This window comes from Pseudoalteromonas sp. Bsw20308, from assembly GCF_000310105.2.
GTDB lineage: Bacteria > Pseudomonadota > Gammaproteobacteria > Enterobacterales > Alteromonadaceae > Pseudoalteromonas > Pseudoalteromonas fuliginea.
Genome location: NZ_CP013138.1, coordinates 2,908,762 through 2,925,897, shown reverse-complemented (window position 1 = coordinate 2,925,897; position 17,136 = coordinate 2,908,762). Strand labels below are relative to the sequence as shown.

The following is a 17,136-nucleotide window of genomic DNA, read 5'->3' as shown; positions in this document are numbered from 1 at the left end:
AATAAGTGATCTATTATAGCGCTAAAGAAATAGCACAATAACAAGGCAAAAATTGTGACATATAGTTGTTCTATATGAATAATTTTTAACGCAGTTAGTGAGTTATTTAATGCGATAGAATGATCATGTTTTTAATTAAATTGGTATTATTACACATAAAAAAAGGAGCTAATTAGCTCCTTTTTTGCGAAGGAAAGAAAGGGAACATTTCTATCAAACACGACTCTCTATTAGGTAAACTTTATTAAGTAAACATTGGGCTAACAATCCCATTTGTCCAAAGCATAGCTGTTACAGCTAAAATAATAACCAGTAATATTAATCCACACGTTACTACCGAGCTGGCGTAAATAAAGCCACGCTCTTCTGGGATATGCATAAGTATTGGTACGCCGGTGTAGAGTAAATAAACCGAGTAAGCCAGTGCAATAATTCCAACACACACTACAAACCAAAGTACAGGCCAAAAAGCGGCGAGTGCCGACATAAACACTGGAGTTGCAGTATATGCTGCAAGTTCAAGTGTTTGTGTAAATGTAGGCTTAGAGCCAAATGTAACCGCCATCCAATGAGCTAAATACGCCAATGCGAATACGCCCGCTATTAAAGCAAAATACATCGCGCCTGCAATTAGCAGTGCACTATCATGTGTTAAAAATACCGCATCACCTGCGCCTATACTCCATCCTAAATAAACAGACGAGTAGTAGCCCATTATTGAGGGGAACAGAGCAATTAATAAAATATGTGACAAGCTGTAGGTTAAACTTTCGTGGCGGTTATCGATTGTTTGCCACTCTTCTAGGGGATGAGCATAGATTCCCCAAAGATGGTTTAGTATCATAGTATTTACTCCATAAAGGAACGTATTATTGTTTTGGTTGGTTTATTTTTATACAGTCTATGTACAGTTATGGTTCACTTATTTTGCAAAGTCAAGTTAACTCGCTATTAACACTTTTACGCAAGTTAGGGCTTTGATTTATCCCAAGCAAAATTTCGTGTTAAAATAATGGTCTATCAAATTTATTTAGTAATGAGCAGTCAACGTGCCACACAGCCAACTTTTAGAGCCGATTAATAACTTTTTATTGTGTACCACCCCAGAGCAATGGGTGGAGCAAGCAATTAAAAAAGAAAACCTATCAGTCATTTTAATAGATCACTTAATTTGTGAATTAAAAGCGGCTCAAAGTGCGATGTTTTTAATACGTAAATATGCTGTTGATAAAGAGGGAAGTGATGCCTTACTTGAATGGCTAAAGCCATTTGAAGCACTTATTTATAAGCGTGAAGGTAACTGGCGCGATCTGGCGGCTAAAAATAAACTCACTAAATCAATAATACCTAAATCTAGCTCACAATACGGGCAAGGCCTAATCGATAAAATGGTTTTATTAATAAAAGAAGAGCTGCATCACTTTTATCAAGTGCTCGAAATTATGGACGAGTACGGTGTAGAGTATCAAAGCATTACACCGTGTCGTTATGCAAAAGGTATGCTTCGTCATGTTAAAACATTCGAGCCTGATGCATTAGTCGATAAGCTAATAGTAGGCGCTTATATTGAGGCACGTTCGTGTGAGCGTTTTGCAAAGCTTGCGCCACATGTTGATAAACGTTTAGGTGATTTTTATATTTCGTTATTACGCTCAGAAGCGCGTCATTACCAAGATTATTTAACTTTAGCGCAAGAAATAGCTGATTTTGATATTACCGAACGCGTGAACTTTTTTGGTGAAAAAGAAAAAGAACTAATTTCTACAACTGACACTGACTTTAAGTTTCATAGTGGCGTACCTACAGTGTCAAACTAGTTAATTTTCTTTTAAAAAATTAATGTATTCAGTAATTTTTTCATTGCTGAAATTATGTTTTTTCATAATATCAGCAATACTTCCATTTTCTACTATTGCATCAATCCCCCTATTAAACTTTTGTAAATATTCTTTAGCTCTATAGTTTGATTGAGAAACAACTAAATATAACTTGTGAGTAGCAAGATCGGGTAACAAGTACTCAATTTTATTCTTATCTAAATTAACTTCTGTACTGTACTCAAGCCAATACTTGCCAACCTCTTTAGTGCCTGCGACCAGATCAATACGCCCTTGTTGCAGTAAGTATAAGCTAGTAGGGAGGCTTTTAGTGGACGTGATTGCCAATTCGGTGTTTCTAGTGAATTCTTGGCTTATAAAAGCGCTATCTTCTTTACCAATACTATAAGGTACTAATGATTGAGTGGTGCCATCAAAATTAATTGTACTTTCTTTTCGTTTAAAAATTCCAGTGTGGGCACGTGCAAGTGGACGAGAATAATAAAAAACCTCATTCCGCTTTGCAGAATAAAAAGCGCCTAAAATAGCTGTTTTTCTCTTTTTTTCTAATAATTTTAAAGCGCGATCCCATGTGGTAAATTCTATTTCACTATTAATACCTTGTGTTATAAGGGCCGCGCGGGTTATCTCATAGAGCCAGCCGTTTTTAGGTAAGTCATTACTAAAGTATGGGGGAAAGTTCTCAGTAACAATTTGCCATGTTTGCTCGCATAATGCCTTTGTTGGAATAACAGTCACTAGGATGAAAATTATCAGCTTTATCATTTAGCCCCTCACTTTTATTAAACTTTACTGAACAAGAGTAGTCAGAATTCGAAATTATGCGAAAGGCGTGTTGATTAACTCTTGTGATTTAGGGGTGACCACTAAATAAGAACCTTGGGTATACCAGTCACCTAGCACTGTGCGAGTAAGTGTTTGTTCATTAATTTTATATGTATGAACATTAGGGCGGTGAGTATGACCATGAATCATATTAGTAACGTTATGTTTGGCAAAGGTTGCAAGTACAGCGTCATCGACAACGTCTAAAATTTCGATAGGTTTATCAGCTTGACTTAACTTACTTTTTTCGCGGGCGTTGCGCGCTATTTTTTTACGATACCAAAGCGGCATTGCAAGCATTAGTTTTGGCCACCACCAACCACGGCTCTTTTTTCTAAAGTTTTGATACTCAGTATCTTGAGTGCACATTTCGTCGCCATGTAAAATGACTGTTGGCGTACCATATAAATCAATGACCGTTTGTTCAGCCAGTAATGTCATACCGGCCATGTCTGCATATTGCTTGCGCATAATGAAGTCACGATTGCCATGTATAAAATAAACAGGTGTCCCACCATCATTAACGGCGCTTAAATGCTTTGCTACATCGGCACTCAGCGCTGTAATGTAGTCATCTCCAACCCAAACTTCAAAAAAATCACCTAAAATATAAAGTGCATCTACATTTTTATTTAGTATATGTGTATTTAAAAAGTCAAAAAATGCAGCGCTAATGTCGGGGCGGTTTTCGCTTAGATGTAAATCTGCAATAAAGTAAGTTTGGTGAGTCATAGATCAATCTTTTCGATATAAATAAAGCGGGCGTATACACATTGCGTAAATGCCCGCTGGTACTCCACATTACGTGGGTAAACGTACTATTAGCTAACAGTAACGCTTTCGATGATCACATCTTCAAGAGGTACGTCTTGGTGAAAACCAGTACTACCTGTTGCAACTGCTTTAATCTTATTGACTACGTCCATGCCCTCTACAACTTCAGCAAAAACACAATAACCCCAACCTTGCGATGTTTCGCTGCTGTGGTTTAAAAAGTCGTTGTTGTTCACGTTAATGAAAAACTGTGCTGTAGCTGAATGAGGATCAGGTGTACGTGCCATAGCTAAAGTGCCTATTTTATTAGACAGGCCGTTATTAGCTTCATTCTGAATTGGATCGTTTACTTCTTTTTGTTCCATACCTGGAACAAAACCACCGCCTTGAACCATAAAACCATCGATTACGCGATGAAAGATAGTGCCGTTGAAAAAATCAGCATTTGCATACTCTAAAAAGTTTTTAACTGTGTTTGGAGCTTCTTGCTCAAACATTTTAATGGTGATGTCACCAAAATTAGTGTGTAGAACAACCATGTGTTTTCCTATATCCGGTTTAAATATTGGCGCTATTTTATCGTAGTTGGCTAAGATTAACAAAGTAGATGTTTGGTTTGTTATAAAGCGCTAGAGCAGGGGCTTTTCAAGTGGTAACATAGCTGTTCAAGTAAATAGTCAAGGACTCAAAGTAAATGGTAAATATATACAACACACTCACGCGACAAAAAGAGCAATTTAAACCGATGGTCGAAGGGAAAATCGACATGTATGTGTGTGGTATCACCATTTATGATTACTGCCATATTGGACACGCGCGTACTTTTGTTGGTTTTGACGTTATTGTGCGCTACTTACGTCATATTGGTTACGATTTAAAATATGTTCGTAACATTACAGATATCGACGATAAAATAATTAAACGTGCGAACGAAAATGGTGAGTCAATAAACGACTTAACTGTTCGCATGACTAAAGCGATGCATGAAGATTTTGATAGCCTAAATATGCTACGCCCAGATATTGAACCAACAGTTACAAGCCATATGGATGAAATTATCGTTATGGTTAAGCGCTTGATTGAAAAAGGCCATGCCTATGTCGCAGCTGATGGCGATGTATTGTTTGATGTATCAACGTTTGAGCAATATGGCGCGCTTTCTCAGCAAGATTTAACAATGTTGCAATCAGGTTCTCGCGTTGAAGTGGCGCAAGATAAAGACGATCCACTTGATTTTGTGTTATGGAAAAAAGCAAAAGCAGGAGAGCCATCTTGGTCATCACCGTGGGGAGAAGGGCGTCCTGGTTGGCATATTGAATGTTCGGCAATGAGCTCAAAGCATTTAGGTGAGCATTTTGATATTCACGGTGGGGGGTCTGATTTACAGTTTCCACATCATGAAAACGAAATTGCCCAGTCGTGCTGTGCAAACAACGGCAAGTATGTAAATACATGGATACATACTGGCATGGTACAAGTAAATAAAGAAAAAATGTCTAAGTCGTTAGATAATTTCTTTACAGTGCGTGAAGTTTTAAAAGCATACGATGCTGAATCTGTTCGTTACTTTTTAATTTCAGGTCATTACCGTAGCCAATTAAATTACTCACAAGAAAATTTAGACCAAGCGCGTTCATCACTTGAACGTATTTATACAGCGCTTCGTGATGTTGAGCCAGTAGAATGCGATTTAGAAGGCAATGAGTTTGTTGCTAAATTTAGAAAAGCGATGGATGACGACTTTAATACACCAGAAGCACTACCTGTGTTGTTCGAACTTGCTAAAGAGTTAAACCGCGTAAAAGAAAGTGACGTAGTTCAAGCTGGGCAACTTGCGTTTATATTACGCAGTATTGGTAACGTTTTGGGTGTTGCTCAACAAGCACCGGAAGCCTTTTTACAAGGCGGGCAAGACGATGGCGAAGTTGCGACAATTGAAGCATTAATTGTAAAACGTAATGAAGCGCGTACTAGTAAAGATTGGGCTGCTGCTGATGAAGCTCGTGATGCACTTAATGCGTTAGGTGTAATACTTGAAGATTCAGCCGGTAAAACAACGTGGCGTAAAGCGTAAGCGTTTAAAGTAATTCACGTTCAACTAAAAAAGGGTTGCCAAATGGCAACCCTTTTTTGATTTTTTAACAGCTTAGCTGTGATATTTCTCACACGCTTCAAGTGTGTTTTCAATTAAGCTTGCGACCGTCATCGGGCCAACGCCACCTGGTACAGGTGTAATAAAATGCGCTTTTTGTTCAGCCACACTGTATTGAACATCACCGACTAATTTACCCGTATCTAAACGGTTAATGCCTACATCGATGACTATAGCGCCTTCTTTTATCCAATCTCCAGGTATAAATTCAGGTTTACCGACAGCCACAACTAATAAGTCAGCGCGGCGAACATGCGTTTCTAAGTCTTGAGTAAACTTATGGCATACTGTGGTTGTACAACCGGCTAATAAAAGCTCTAACGACATTGGACGACCCACAATATTTGATGCGCCAACGACAACTGCATGCATACCTTTATAACGTACGCCCGTAGAATCAAGTAATGTAATAATACCTTTTGGCGTACATGGGCGAAGAGCAGGCATACGTTGTGCTAATCGGCCAATGTTATATGGATGAAATCCATCAACATCTTTATGTGGGGTAATACGTTCTAAAATCTTTTCAGCATCAAGACCTTTGGGCAGTGGTAACTGCACTAAAATTCCATCAACTTCGGCATCATTATTTAGCTCGTCAATTAAATCTAAAAGAGTTTGCTCTTGTGTGTCCGCAGGTAAATCAAATGATTTAGAAATAAAACCTACTTCTTCACAGGCTTTACGTTTTGAACCAACGTAAACTTGGCTTGCTGGATCAAGTCCTACAAGTACTACTGCAAGTCCTGGTGCACGTAAACCATTTGCTACACGCTCACTTACGCGTTCTGCTACAGCGCTACGTACTTGTTTTGCGATTGCCTTACCATCAATGATGTTTGCCGTCATGGGTGACCTTTAATTGGGGTTAATTAACTAGATACCGATACTCTAAAAACGAATGCATAATAAAATAGGGGTAAAAATGCTAATAAAGAAAATACAGTCTTTATTTAACTCGTTTTATAATGTGCCTACTATTTTCGCAGAAAAGCATTGCAGCGCCAAGTTGCTTTTAAGTTATATAGTACTTGAGTGGTTAAATAGTTTAAAATTCAGTCTTCTATTATAATATTTAACCATTGTGCACTAAAAATGAACACTTGATTGATTTAATAAAAAAAACGTTTGACCTAACCCCGTCAAATCACTATTATGCACCCCGTTGTCAACGAGGTCACTCGCAAACAATAGTAAGTATCGGCGATTAGCGCAGTTTGGTAGCGCACTTGGTTTGGGTCCAAGGGGTCGCAGGTTCAAATCCTGCATCGCCGACCATTTTTTTATAATTTATTATAATCGAATAGCTTATTGGTAAACTACGAAGTTTTCGATGCGCCCATAGCTCAGCTGGATAGAGCAACGCCCTTCTAAGGCGTGGGTCGAAGGTTCGAATCCTTCTGGGTGCACCATTTGAAAACATGTAAATATAGCGGTGATTGTAGCTCAGTTGGTAGAGCCCCGGATTGTGATTCCGGTTGTCGTGGGTTCGAGCCCCATCAGTCACCCCATTTACAACGAATATCGGCGATTAGCGCAGTTTGGTAGCGCACTTGGTTTGGGTCCAAGGGGTCGCAGGTTCAAATCCTGCATCGCCGACCATTTCTTAAAATGGTCTTAAGCTCTCAGTTTAAGTGTTCAGTATGAAAAAGAAGTTAATTCTTCAATGTCGGCGATTAGCGCAGTTTGGTAGCGCACTTGGTTTGGGTCCAAGGGGTCGCAGGTTCAAATCCTGCATCGCCGACCATTTCTTATCTAGTAAGATTAGTAAATAAAATCCTCTAATATTATAAATCAATACACGTTAACCTATAATTATATTAAATAATTTGTATTTCATTTCATCTAACGCTTAGTTAGTCTGTTTTTTATTCAGTTAGCTTCTATAGTCCCATATCTAGTCCAAATAATTGCGCCCTATACTCGACTATCATAAATATTAGGTTATAATGCCGCGTCTATTGTTTAACATAGTGCCCGAAGGGCAAAGCAGCAATGGTATCTCATGGTAGCGACGGATGCTTTTAAGTGTGAAAAACCGCTTAAACTTTATCAAGACTCATGCAGATCACTTTGTTTGTAAGGAAGGCGAACAATCGCCAAAATTGAATATTGAGGTAAATCATGCAAGTTTCTGTTGAGACGACCCAAGGCCTTGAGCGCCGTATAACTATCACCGTTCCTTCAGAGAACGTTGAGACCGAAGTAAAAAAACGCCTACAACAACTGTCAAAAACACAGCGTATAGATGGTTTCCGTGCTGGTAAAGTTCCAGTATCTGTAATTAACAAGCGTTTTGGCCCTGCAGTTCGTCAAGAAGTTGCTGGCGAAGTAATGCAACGTAATTTTTACGAAGCAATCGTTTCTGAAAAAATCAATCCAGCTGGCGCGCCTACATTCGCTCCTAAATCACTTGAAGCAGGTAAAGATTTAGAGTTTTCAGCAACGTTTGAAGTTTACCCTGAAGTTGAAGTTCAAGGTTTAGATAAGATTACTGTTGAGAAACCAGCGGTAACAGTAACTGACGAAGATTTAGCTAACATGCTAGAAACACTTCGTAAGCAACATGCAGCGTGGGCTGATGTTGATGCAGCTGCTGGCGAAAACGACCGTGTAACAGTTGATTTCGTAGGTACTATCGACGGTGAAGTATTTGAAGGCGGCAAAGCTGAAGACTTCCCATTAGAACTTGGTCAAGGTCGTATGATCCCAGGTTTTGAAGATAACATCGTAGGTAAAAAAGCAGGCGAAGAAGTAGTTGCTGATGTGACGTTCCCTGATGATTACCACGCTGAAAACTTAAAAGGTAAAGCGGCTCAATTCACTATCACAGTGAAAAAAGTTGAAGCGCAAGAATTACCAGAATTAAGCGAAGAGTTTGCAACTAAATTCGGTGTTACCGAAGGCGGCGTAGACGCGCTTAAAGAAGAAGTTAAAAAGAACATGACACGTGAGCTAGACCAAGCGGTTAAAGCAAGTGTTAAAGACCAAGCAATCAAAGGTCTTTTAGCTAACAACGAAATTGAAGTGCCTAAAGCGCTTGTTGATCAAGAAGTTGATGCACTACGTCAGCAAGCGGCTCAACGTTTTGGTGGTGATGCTAAAAATATGCCTGAGCTTCCAGCTGAATTGTTCCATGAGCAAGCTGTAACACGTGTTAAAACCGGCCTTTTATTAGGTGAAGTGATCAAAGCTAACGAGATTAAAGTTGATGATGCTAAAGTTGAAGCATTAATCGCAACAGTTGCTTCTGCATACGAAGATCCAACTGAAGTAGTAGAATACTACAAAGCAAATGATCAACTTATGCAGCAAATGCGTAATGTAGCAATGGAAGAGCAAGCTGTTGAAGCTATTTTAGCTAAAGCAGTTGTAACTGACGTTGAAAAAGCATTTGATGACATCATGAATCCACAGCAAGGTGCTTAATAAGTCATTGACTTAAGCTCTCGCTAACGATTAAATGGCTCGTGCTACTCTGTTTATACAGCGTGCCCGGGCCATTTTAGTTTTTGGCCTTTAATTTGCGAAAAACGATAATTATGCTTTTCTTATAGTAAGGATAAGTATAAGCGCATAAGGAATTAAATAAGTATGAATACTGGTATTACAGATCCCCTAAATGCATTGGTCCCTATGGTTGTTGAACAAACACCTAAAGGCGAGCGCTCGTATGATATTTATTCGAGATTATTAAAAGAGCGTATTATCTTTTTAACAGGTCAAGTTGAAGACAACATGGCAAATCTGATTTTAGCGCAAATGCTATTTTTAGAATCAGAAAACCCTGATAAAGATATCTTTTTATACATCAACTCACCAGGTGGCTCAGTAACTGCAGGTATGGCTATATATGACACTATGAACTTCATCAAACCTGATGTAAGTACAATATGTGTAGGTCAGGCTGCAAGCATGGGTGCTTTTTTACTTACTGCTGGTGCTAAAGGTAAGCGTTTTTGCCTACCTAACTCACGCGTGATGATTCACCAACCATTAGGTGGTTTCCAAGGTCAAGCATCTGACTTTGAAATTCATGCGAAAGAAATTCTGTCTATTAAAGACAAACTAAATCGCTTAATGGCTGAGCATACAGGCCAACCGTTAGATGTGATTTCCAAAGATACTGATCGTGATAACTTTATGAGTGCTTCGCAGGCTGTAGATTACGGCTTGGTTGATTCAGTGTTTACAAATCGCGATAAAAAGTAAGCGCTTGGTGAGCAGGTTATCTGCTTACCACTTAGAGTTACTATGCGAAAACCAATAAATTTTGGTATAGTTAAAGCGTATTGAAATAGCCACCAACAGTTTTGGTGGCCAACGTAATAAAATGAGGTAGCTGAATGTCTGACACTCCTACAGACGGCGACAAAAGTAATAAATTGTTATACTGCTCTTTTTGCGGCAAAAGCCAGCATGAAGTACGTAAATTAATTGCAGGCCCATCAGTATACGTTTGTGATGAATGTGTAGAGTTGTGTAACGATATTATCAGGGAAGAAATTAAAGACATTGCTCCTAAGCATGACACGTCTGATAAACTACCTGTACCAAAAGAAATTCGTAAACACTTAGACGATTATGTTATTGGTCAAGATCATGCTAAAAAAGTATTGTCTGTTGCAGTTTATAACCACTATAAACGACTGCGCAATCAATCGACTAAGCAAGATATTGAATTAAGTAAAAGTAATATTTTGCTTATCGGCCCAACTGGTAGTGGTAAAACATTACTTGCAGAAACGTTAGCGCGTCTACTTGATGTGCCGTTTACTATGGCCGATGCCACTACATTAACCGAAGCGGGTTATGTAGGTGAAGATGTTGAAAACATCATTCAAAAGCTTTTACAAAAGTGCGATTACGATGTTGAAAAAGCACAACGTGGTATTGTATACATCGATGAAATTGACAAGATTTCTCGTAAATCAGATAACCCATCAATTACGCGTGACGTATCGGGTGAGGGCGTTCAACAGGCGCTACTTAAACTGATCGAAGGTACAATTGCCTCAGTTCCACCGCAAGGTGGTCGTAAACATCCACAGCAAGAGTTTTTACAAGTAGATACATCTAAAATTTTATTTATTTGTGGTGGTGCGTTTTCAGGCTTAGATAAAGTAATTGAACAACGTAGTCATAAAAATACCGGTATCGGTTTTGGCGTTAGCGTAAAAGAGTCTGCGGCGAGTCGTTCTTTAAGTGAAACATTTAAAGACGTAGAACCAGAAGATTTAGTTAAATACGGCTTAATCCCTGAATTTATAGGCCGTTTGCCAGTAGTTGCAACGTTAACTGAGCTTGATGAAGCAGCACTTGTACAAATCTTGAGTGAGCCTAAAAATGCGATTACTAAACAGTTTTCAGTGTTGTTTGGCATGGAAGACGTTGAACTTGAGTTCCGCGATGATGCCTTAGCTGCAATTGCCCACAAAGCAATGGAGCGTAAAACAGGTGCGCGTGGTCTTCGTTCAATCGTTGAAGGTGTATTGCTTGATACAATGTACGAGCTTCCTTCAATGGATGATGTAAGTAAAGTGGTTATTGATGAAACCGTTATTAAAGGTGAATCTGACCCAATCTTGATTTATGAAAATAATAAACAAGATAAAGCTGCATCAGAATAGTTTTTAAGCTATTTGAATGAAAAAAGGAGCCTTAGGCTCCTTTTTTTATAATTAATTTAATCGAGTATGGGAAAATTGTTGAACTTTAATTAGGTTATCCCCATATACTTGAGTAATCTTTAAAATAAATGAAGTGCGAAGAGAAATTATAATGACGCTTGAGAGAACCGACCGAGTCGAAATCCCAGTGCTAGCACTGCGCGATGTTGTGGTGTATCCACACATGGTGATCCCGCTTTTTGTAGGCCGTGAAAAATCAATAAAATGCCTTGAAGCGGCAATGGACAAAGATAAACAAATTTTCTTAGTTGCACAAAAAGATGCAACTGTAGATGAGCCAGAACAAGATGATATTTATCGTATTGGTACTATTGCTACTGTACTTCAGTTATTAAAGTTACCAGACGGCACCGTTAAAGTTTTAGTAGAAGGGACGCAACGTGCACAAATTGAAGACTTCGTTGATAGCGAAGACTTTTTTGTTGCTAATGCTCAATTTATTGAATCTGACTTAATTGATGAGCAAGAGCAAGATGTATTTATTCGCAGCGCAATTAGCCAATTTGAAGGCTATGTAAAGCTAAATAAAAAAATCCCACCAGAAGTACTAACGTCAGTTTCAGGTATTGATGATCCTGCGCGGCTAGCCGATACAATGGCTGCTCATATGCCATTAAAGGTACCTGAAAAGCAAAAAGTGCTAGAAATTTCAAGCGTTACAGAGCGTCTTGAATATTTAATGGCGCTTATGGAAGGCGAGATAGACTTACTGCAAGTTGAGAAAAAGATTCGTACTCGCGTTAAAAAGCAAATGGAAAAATCTCAGCGTGAGTATTATCTAAATGAGCAAATGAAAGCCATCCAAAAAGAGCTGGGTGAGCTTGATGATGTACCTGATGAATTTGAAGCACTTAAAAAGCGCATTGAAGAGTCTGGTATGCCAGCAGAAGCACAAGATAAAGCGACCACAGAGCTTAATAAACTTAAAATGATGTCGCCAATGTCAGCAGAAGCGACCGTAGTGCGTTCATACATAGATACATTAATTAATGTGCCGTGGAAAAAGCGCTCTAAAGTTAAAAAAGACTTAGCAGGCGCGCAAAAAATTCTTGATAGTGATCACCATGGCCTTGATAAAGTTAAAGAACGTATTCTGGAGTACCTTGCGGTGCAACAGCGTACTAATAAACTAAAAGGTCCAATCTTATGTTTAGTTGGCCCTCCGGGTGTGGGTAAAACATCACTTGGGCAATCTATCGCACGCTCTACAGGTCGTAAATATATCCGTATGGCGCTAGGCGGTGTGCGTGATGAAGCTGAAATTCGTGGCCATCGCCGTACTTATATTGGTTCAATGCCAGGTAAGTTAATTCAAAACATGACTAAAGTGGGTGTTAAAAATCCATTATTCTTGCTAGATGAAATCGATAAAATGTCATCAGACATGCGTGGCGACCCAGCATCAGCGCTATTAGAAGTGCTTGATCCTGAACAAAACAGCCATTTTGCCGATCATTACCTTGAAGTAGATTACGATTTATCTGACGTTATGTTTGTAGCGACATCAAACAGCTTTAACATTCCTGGTCCATTACTGGATCGTATGGAAGTTATTCGTTTATCGGGTTACACCGAAGATGAAAAACTAAACATCGCAAAAGAGCACTTAATTACTAAACAAGTGAAACGTAATGGCCTGAAAGAGCATGAGATTGAGATTGCTGATAGTGCAATTATTGGCATTATTCGCTACTACACACGTGAAGCGGGTGTACGTAATCTTGAGCGTGAAATTTCAAAACTATGTCGTAAAGCGGTTAGAAATATCTTAATTGAAAAAGACACTAAAACCGTGACTATCAATCAAGATAACCTAGAAGACTTTTTAGGTGTACAGCGTTTCGATTACGGTAAAGCGGAAGATGGCGACCGTATTGGCCAAGTAACTGGTCTTGCATGGACTGAAGTAGGCGGTGACTTACTTACTATTGAATGCGCAGCGGTACCAGGTAAAGGTAAGCTTACTTATACAGGTTCACTGGGCGATGTAATGCAAGAGTCGATTCAAGCGGCCATGACGGTCGTGCGTAATCGTGCAGATACATTTCGTATTAATAGCGACTTTTATGAAAAACGTGATATTCACGTGCATGTGCCTGAAGGTGCAACACCTAAAGATGGTCCGAGCGCAGGTGCTGCTATGGTGACTGGTTTAGTATCTAGTTTAACGGGTAACCCTGTACGTGCGGATGTTGCAATGACCGGCGAAATTACACTACGTGGTGAAGTATTACCAATTGGTGGTTTAAAAGAAAAATTACTCGCGGCGCATCGTGGTGGGATTAAAACAGTCATCATTCCAAAAATTAATGAACGTGATTTAAAAGAGATCCCAGACAATGTGCTGGCGGGCTTAGATATTCACCCAGTTACATGGATTGACGAAGTTTTAAAACTGGCTTTAGTGCATCCGGTTGAGAGTTTTTCAGTCGAAACACCAAAAAAACAGTAAAAAACCGAAAAAAGTGCTTTTTAGGGCTTTTCAAATCTAAACGATATGATAAGTTAAGCACTGGTTTTCAAGCCTAGCCCTTACGGGGCCTAGGCTTAAGAAAAATATAATCATGTGAGCATAATTAGTTTGCTCTAAAATTTTCAAAAAAGTGATGTTAGTTTAAAAAACCATCGCTCTTGATAATAACAATGAAAGAGGATGATATTGTGAATAAATCTCAATTGATCGATCAAATCGCAGCTGATGCTGACATTTCTAAAGCGGCTGCAGGTCGTGCTCTAGATTCATTCATCGAATCTGTATCTGGTGCGCTAAAAGATGGTGACTCAGTTGCACTTGTTGGCTTTGGTACTTTCTCAGTACGTGAGCGTGCTGCACGTGCAGGTCGTAACCCGCAAACTGGTGAAGCTATTCAAATTGCTGCTGCAAATATTCCTGCTTTTAAAGCCGGTAAAGCGCTTAAAGACGCAGTAAACTAATCACTGTTTTCATACAGTTTAGTTATGGCGAATGTAAATTTACTTAATCAATCTAAATGATGAATTAAGTAACTTTACCGCCAATTACTTCAAGTGAAAAAGCGTATCTGGTAAGATACGCTTTTTTTACATGTGACAAGGTAAAAACCTTGATCAAAAAGAGATAAACAAATGCTTGAGAAAATCAGAGAAGGTTCACAAGGACCTGTAGCCAAAATAATTTTAGGCGCGGTGATTTTATCTTTTGCTTTAGCTGGGATTGGTAGTTACCTAGGTCAAACCACGGAACAACCTGTTGCTGAAGTAAATGGAATTAAAATTAGCCAAACTGAATTTAATCGTGCGTTCCAAAATGAGCGTAGTCGATTAGAACAACAATTTGGTGAATATTTTGCACAAATTTCTGCAGATCCAAATTACATGGCACAAATACGTCAAGGTGTAGTTGACCGCTTAGTACAACAAGAATTGCAATCACAGCTAGCGGCTGATTTAGGCCTTCGCGTAAGCGACGAAAGTGTACGTAAAACAATCTTAGAATTACCGTATTTTCAAGTAGGTGAGCAGTTTAATAACGACCGTTACCTACAAGTTATTCGTCAAATGAATTTTCAACCAGATGCATTTCGTGAATACCTTCGTAAAGATATGACGCGCAGTCAACTTGTTACTGCCGTAGCCGGTACTGACTTTGCTCTTGAGAGCGAGCTTAAAAGCGCTATTTCTCTACAGCAGCAAACGCGCAGCATTGATTACTTAGTTGTAAACAAAGAAGCGCTAGCAGCAAGTGTTGAAGTATCAGAGCAAGAAGTATCTGATTACTACGAGCTAAATGCATCACAGTTTTTATCGCCAGAACTTATCTCAGTTAATTATATTGAGCTTAAAGCCACAGATATTACGGTTGAGTCAGTTACTGAAGATGATGTTAAAGCGTATTACGATCAAAATAAGGCACAATACGTTGAGCCAGAAAAACGCCGTGTTTCACATATCTTAATCGATAACAGCGAAGACGATGATGCAGCAAAAGAAAAAGCCAATGCACTTCACGCACAATTAGAGCAAGGTGCAGATTTTGCTGAATTAGCAGAGTCATCATCTGATGATATTGTTAGTGGTGAAATGGGCGGCGACCTTGAATGGATTGAACGCGATGTAATGGACCCTGCATTTGAAGACGCGACATTTGCGCTTAAAAATAAAGGTGACTTTTCAGAGGTTGTAGCATCAGAGTTTGGTTACCACATAATTAAACTTACTGATATTCAGCCGCAACAAGTTAAAGCATATGATGATGTTAAAGCTGATTTACGTGCGGAGCTTGAACAAGCTGAAAAAATAGATGCCTTTTACGAAAAGCAAACTGAAATGGGTGCACTAGCATTTGAAATTTCAGATCGCTTAGACGATGCTGCCGAAGTTGCAGAGGTAGAGATTAAATCAACGCCGCTTTTAGCAATTAACGCATTACCAGAGCCGTTAAATACGCCATCTGTAATTGCTGCGTTATCGTCAGTTGATTTACTGGAAGATAAAGTTAACTCTGAAGTTATTGAGCTTGGCGATGAGCATGCGATTATTGTTCGTGTAAATGAACACAAACCAGCTGCCACTAAGCCACTAAGTGAAGTAAGCGAGCAAATTAAAGCACGTTTAGTTAATGAAAAATCATCTGAGCTTGCTAAAGATAAAGCACGTAGCTTATTTGCAGAAGTAAAAGCAGGTAAGAGTTTAAGTGATGTAGCCAATGAGCAAAGCTTAACACTTCGCCAAGAAGCGCAATTAACACGTCAAAGCTATACTGTTTCGCCAGCAATTGTAACTAAAGCATTTAAAATGGCTCATCCTGCAGGTTCTGCAGTGTTTGAAGTAGTTGATTTAAATAATGGTGATGCTGCAATTGTTGCACTTAAGTCGGTAACAGATGCACAAGTTACAGCTAATATTGACCCACAAGCAAAGCAAAGTATCACTATGGCGCAAGCTAATAAAAACTACATGGTATTTATTGAAGCGTTAAAAGCGAATGCTGAGCTTAACTTACCAACGGTAGCACAACCCGTTGAGTAATTAATTTAGCTCATAAAAAAAGGCGCTTTTAAAGCGCCTTTTTTATTGTCTTCAATATAGTTGGTATTATTTGCCTCTTGCAATAAACTCTATGCGATTACCGCTAGGCTCTCTAATCATCATGTGTTTTGTTGGACCTTTACCTAGGTTTTCGGGTGCAAACTCTATTTCTATATTACTTTGCGTTTTTAGGTGAGTATGTAGTTCAGCTAATTTTTCAAAGCTCTCAACACTCAGTGCTAAATGGTGTAACCCCACATTTTCTGCTCGATTAAACTCCACACGTTTTTCATCATTTTTAACACGCCACAACGTAATCGTTATTTTATCGTTTGATAAAAAGTAAGCTGGGTAACTTGGGTCACTCCCGAGCACTTTAAAACCAAGTACGTCAGTAAAAAAAACTTTAGACGAATCAAGGTCTGACACGGTTAATCCTAAGTGGTCAACTCCGCCAACCCAGTTTTTAACATTTGAACTAGGTGCTACATCGGCGATAACCGTTGTTGATAAAAGTAATAGCGATGAAATGCTAGCGAGTAGTGTCTTTTTTAACATAAATCCTCTTTGTAGTATTAATACCAATTCGCAATAATACTTAATCAGTTTGAGGGATTAAATCTGGCGTTAACAGCGTTAAAAATTTCTGATATAGAACAACTAAATAACGAAATTTTTGCTTTGTTATCGACACGATTTTCTTACTTCAAAATAGATCACTTAATTAAGCGAATTGGTATAACTGTTAAATGCAGTGTATTTAACAAGAGACCTTAATAAACGAGGTTATATTACAAAGCAGAATAGATAACCTGAACGCTGGATAGTAAATCTATCTCGAGCAGCTATT

General features: G+C 38.9%; 14 protein-coding genes and 5 tRNA genes. 13 read left to right on the top strand and 6 right to left on the bottom strand.

The window, feature by feature from the left end:
- Positions 1-244: 244 nt before the first annotated feature.
- Positions 245-844, bottom strand: a complete 600-nt coding sequence (locus D172_RS12875) for a Yip1 family protein (RefSeq protein ID WP_007376851.1) — start codon at positions 842-844, stop codon at positions 245-247.
- A gap of 205 nt (positions 845-1,049) precedes the next feature.
- On the opposite strand from D172_RS12875, the gene miaE reads away from it, so the two are divergent.
- The gene (miaE, locus tag D172_RS12870; protein ID WP_007376850.1) at positions 1,050-1,817 is read left to right on the top strand and encodes a tRNA isopentenyl-2-thiomethyl-A-37 hydroxylase MiaE; all 768 of its coding nucleotides are present in this window, start codon (positions 1,050-1,052) and stop codon (positions 1,815-1,817) included.
- On the opposite strand, the gene D172_RS12865 is transcribed toward miaE, so the two are convergent.
- The 3 genes from D172_RS12865 to D172_RS12855 form a co-directional block, all read right to left on the bottom strand.
- Positions 1,818-2,603, bottom strand: coding sequence for a substrate-binding periplasmic protein (locus D172_RS12865; protein ID WP_007376849.1), 786 nt, complete (start codon positions 2,601-2,603; stop codon positions 1,818-1,820).
- Between the two features lie 54 nt (positions 2,604-2,657).
- The gene (locus D172_RS12860; protein ID WP_007376848.1) at positions 2,658-3,395 is read right to left on the bottom strand and encodes a UDP-2,3-diacylglucosamine diphosphatase; all 738 of its coding nucleotides are present in this window, start codon (positions 3,393-3,395) and stop codon (positions 2,658-2,660) included.
- A gap of 89 nt (positions 3,396-3,484) precedes the next feature.
- Positions 3,485-3,976 carry a peptidylprolyl isomerase gene (locus tag D172_RS12855; protein WP_007376847.1) on the bottom strand — a complete coding sequence of 164 codons (492 nt, stop codon included), beginning with the start codon at positions 3,974-3,976 and terminating at the stop codon, positions 3,485-3,487.
- Between the two features lie 155 nt (positions 3,977-4,131).
- On the opposite strand from D172_RS12855, the gene cysS reads away from it, so the two are divergent.
- Entirely contained in the window at positions 4,132-5,511 is a 1,380-nt protein-coding gene (gene cysS, locus D172_RS12850) for a cysteine--tRNA ligase (RefSeq protein ID WP_007376846.1), read from the top strand.
- Positions 5,512-5,583: 72 nt separating this feature from the next.
- Here cysS and folD read toward each other — a convergent pair whose 3' ends face one another.
- Entirely contained in the window at positions 5,584-6,438 is an 855-nt protein-coding gene (gene folD / locus D172_RS12845) for a bifunctional methylenetetrahydrofolate dehydrogenase/methenyltetrahydrofolate cyclohydrolase FolD (RefSeq protein ID WP_002958348.1), read from the bottom strand.
- 352 nt (positions 6,439-6,790) lie between these two features.
- Here folD and D172_RS12840 point away from each other — a divergent pair.
- From D172_RS12840 to D172_RS12790, 11 genes are all read left to right on the top strand, one after another.
- Positions 6,791-6,867: transfer RNA gene (locus D172_RS12840), tRNA-Pro, on the top strand.
- Between the two features lie 57 nt (positions 6,868-6,924).
- A tRNA-Arg gene (locus tag D172_RS12835) sits at positions 6,925-7,001 on the top strand.
- 23 nt (positions 7,002-7,024) lie between these two features.
- A tRNA-His gene (locus D172_RS12830) sits at positions 7,025-7,100 on the top strand.
- 14 nt (positions 7,101-7,114) lie between these two features.
- Positions 7,115-7,191: transfer RNA gene (locus D172_RS12825), tRNA-Pro, on the top strand.
- 68 nt (positions 7,192-7,259) lie between these two features.
- A tRNA-Pro gene (locus tag D172_RS12820) sits at positions 7,260-7,336 on the top strand.
- A 377-nt stretch (positions 7,337-7,713) separates the two neighbouring features.
- Positions 7,714-9,018, top strand: coding sequence for a trigger factor (tig, locus tag D172_RS12815; RefSeq protein WP_007376845.1), 1,305 nt, complete (start codon positions 7,714-7,716; stop codon positions 9,016-9,018).
- Between the two features lie 165 nt (positions 9,019-9,183).
- The gene (clpP, locus tag D172_RS12810; protein WP_007376844.1) at positions 9,184-9,801 is read left to right on the top strand and encodes an ATP-dependent Clp endopeptidase proteolytic subunit ClpP; all 618 of its coding nucleotides are present in this window, start codon (positions 9,184-9,186) and stop codon (positions 9,799-9,801) included.
- Between the two features lie 134 nt (positions 9,802-9,935).
- Positions 9,936-11,219 carry an ATP-dependent protease ATP-binding subunit ClpX gene (gene clpX, locus D172_RS12805; RefSeq protein ID WP_007376843.1) on the top strand — a complete coding sequence of 428 codons (1,284 nt, stop codon included), beginning with the start codon at positions 9,936-9,938 and terminating at the stop codon, positions 11,217-11,219.
- Positions 11,220-11,370: 151 nt separating this feature from the next.
- A complete protein-coding gene (gene lon / locus D172_RS12800; protein ID WP_007376842.1) occupies positions 11,371-13,731 on the top strand; it encodes an endopeptidase La in 2,361 nt (786 codons plus the stop codon).
- Between the two features lie 191 nt (positions 13,732-13,922).
- A complete protein-coding gene (locus D172_RS12795; protein WP_157847577.1) occupies positions 13,923-14,213 on the top strand; it encodes an HU family DNA-binding protein in 291 nt (96 codons plus the stop codon).
- A 171-nt stretch (positions 14,214-14,384) separates the two neighbouring features.
- Positions 14,385-16,286 (top strand): SurA N-terminal domain-containing protein, encoded by a 1,902-nt coding sequence (locus D172_RS12790; RefSeq protein ID WP_007376840.1) that lies wholly within the window; start codon positions 14,385-14,387, stop codon positions 16,284-16,286.
- Between the two features lie 66 nt (positions 16,287-16,352).
- Here the strand turns inward: D172_RS12790 and D172_RS12785 are convergent, their stop codons facing one another.
- Positions 16,353-16,844: a VOC family protein gene (locus D172_RS12785; RefSeq protein ID WP_007376839.1), complete on the bottom strand. Its 492-nt coding sequence runs from the start codon at positions 16,842-16,844 to the stop codon at positions 16,353-16,355.
- Positions 16,845-17,136: the final 292 nt, after the last annotated feature.

Excerpts from the sequence above, each read along its gene's own strand:
- D172_RS12875 (WP_007376851.1), bottom strand. The coding sequence starts at position 844 with ATGATACTAAACCATCTTTGGGGAATCTATGCTCATCCCCTAGAAGAG.
- D172_RS12865 (WP_007376849.1), bottom strand. The coding sequence starts at position 2,603 with ATGATAAAGCTGATAATTTTCATCCTAGTGACTGTTATTCCAACAAAG.
- D172_RS12860 (WP_007376848.1), bottom strand. The coding sequence starts at position 3,395 with ATGACTCACCAAACTTACTTTATTGCAGATTTACATCTAAGCGAAAAC.
- D172_RS12855 (WP_007376847.1), bottom strand. The coding sequence starts at position 3,976 with ATGGTTGTTCTACACACTAATTTTGGTGACATCACCATTAAAATGTTT.
- cysS (WP_007376846.1), top strand. The coding sequence starts at position 4,132 with ATGGTAAATATATACAACACACTCACGCGACAAAAAGAGCAATTTAAA.
- folD (WP_002958348.1), bottom strand. The coding sequence starts at position 6,438 with ATGACGGCAAACATCATTGATGGTAAGGCAATCGCAAAACAAGTACGT.
- tig (WP_007376845.1), top strand. The coding sequence starts at position 7,714 with ATGCAAGTTTCTGTTGAGACGACCCAAGGCCTTGAGCGCCGTATAACT.
- clpP (WP_007376844.1), top strand. The coding sequence starts at position 9,184 with ATGAATACTGGTATTACAGATCCCCTAAATGCATTGGTCCCTATGGTT.
- clpX (WP_007376843.1), top strand. The coding sequence starts at position 9,936 with ATGTCTGACACTCCTACAGACGGCGACAAAAGTAATAAATTGTTATAC.
- lon (WP_007376842.1), top strand. The coding sequence starts at position 11,371 with ATGACGCTTGAGAGAACCGACCGAGTCGAAATCCCAGTGCTAGCACTG.
- D172_RS12795 (WP_157847577.1), top strand. The coding sequence starts at position 13,923 with ATGAAAGAGGATGATATTGTGAATAAATCTCAATTGATCGATCAAATC.
- D172_RS12790 (WP_007376840.1), top strand. The coding sequence starts at position 14,385 with ATGCTTGAGAAAATCAGAGAAGGTTCACAAGGACCTGTAGCCAAAATA.
- D172_RS12785 (WP_007376839.1), bottom strand. The coding sequence starts at position 16,844 with ATGTTAAAAAAGACACTACTCGCTAGCATTTCATCGCTATTACTTTTA.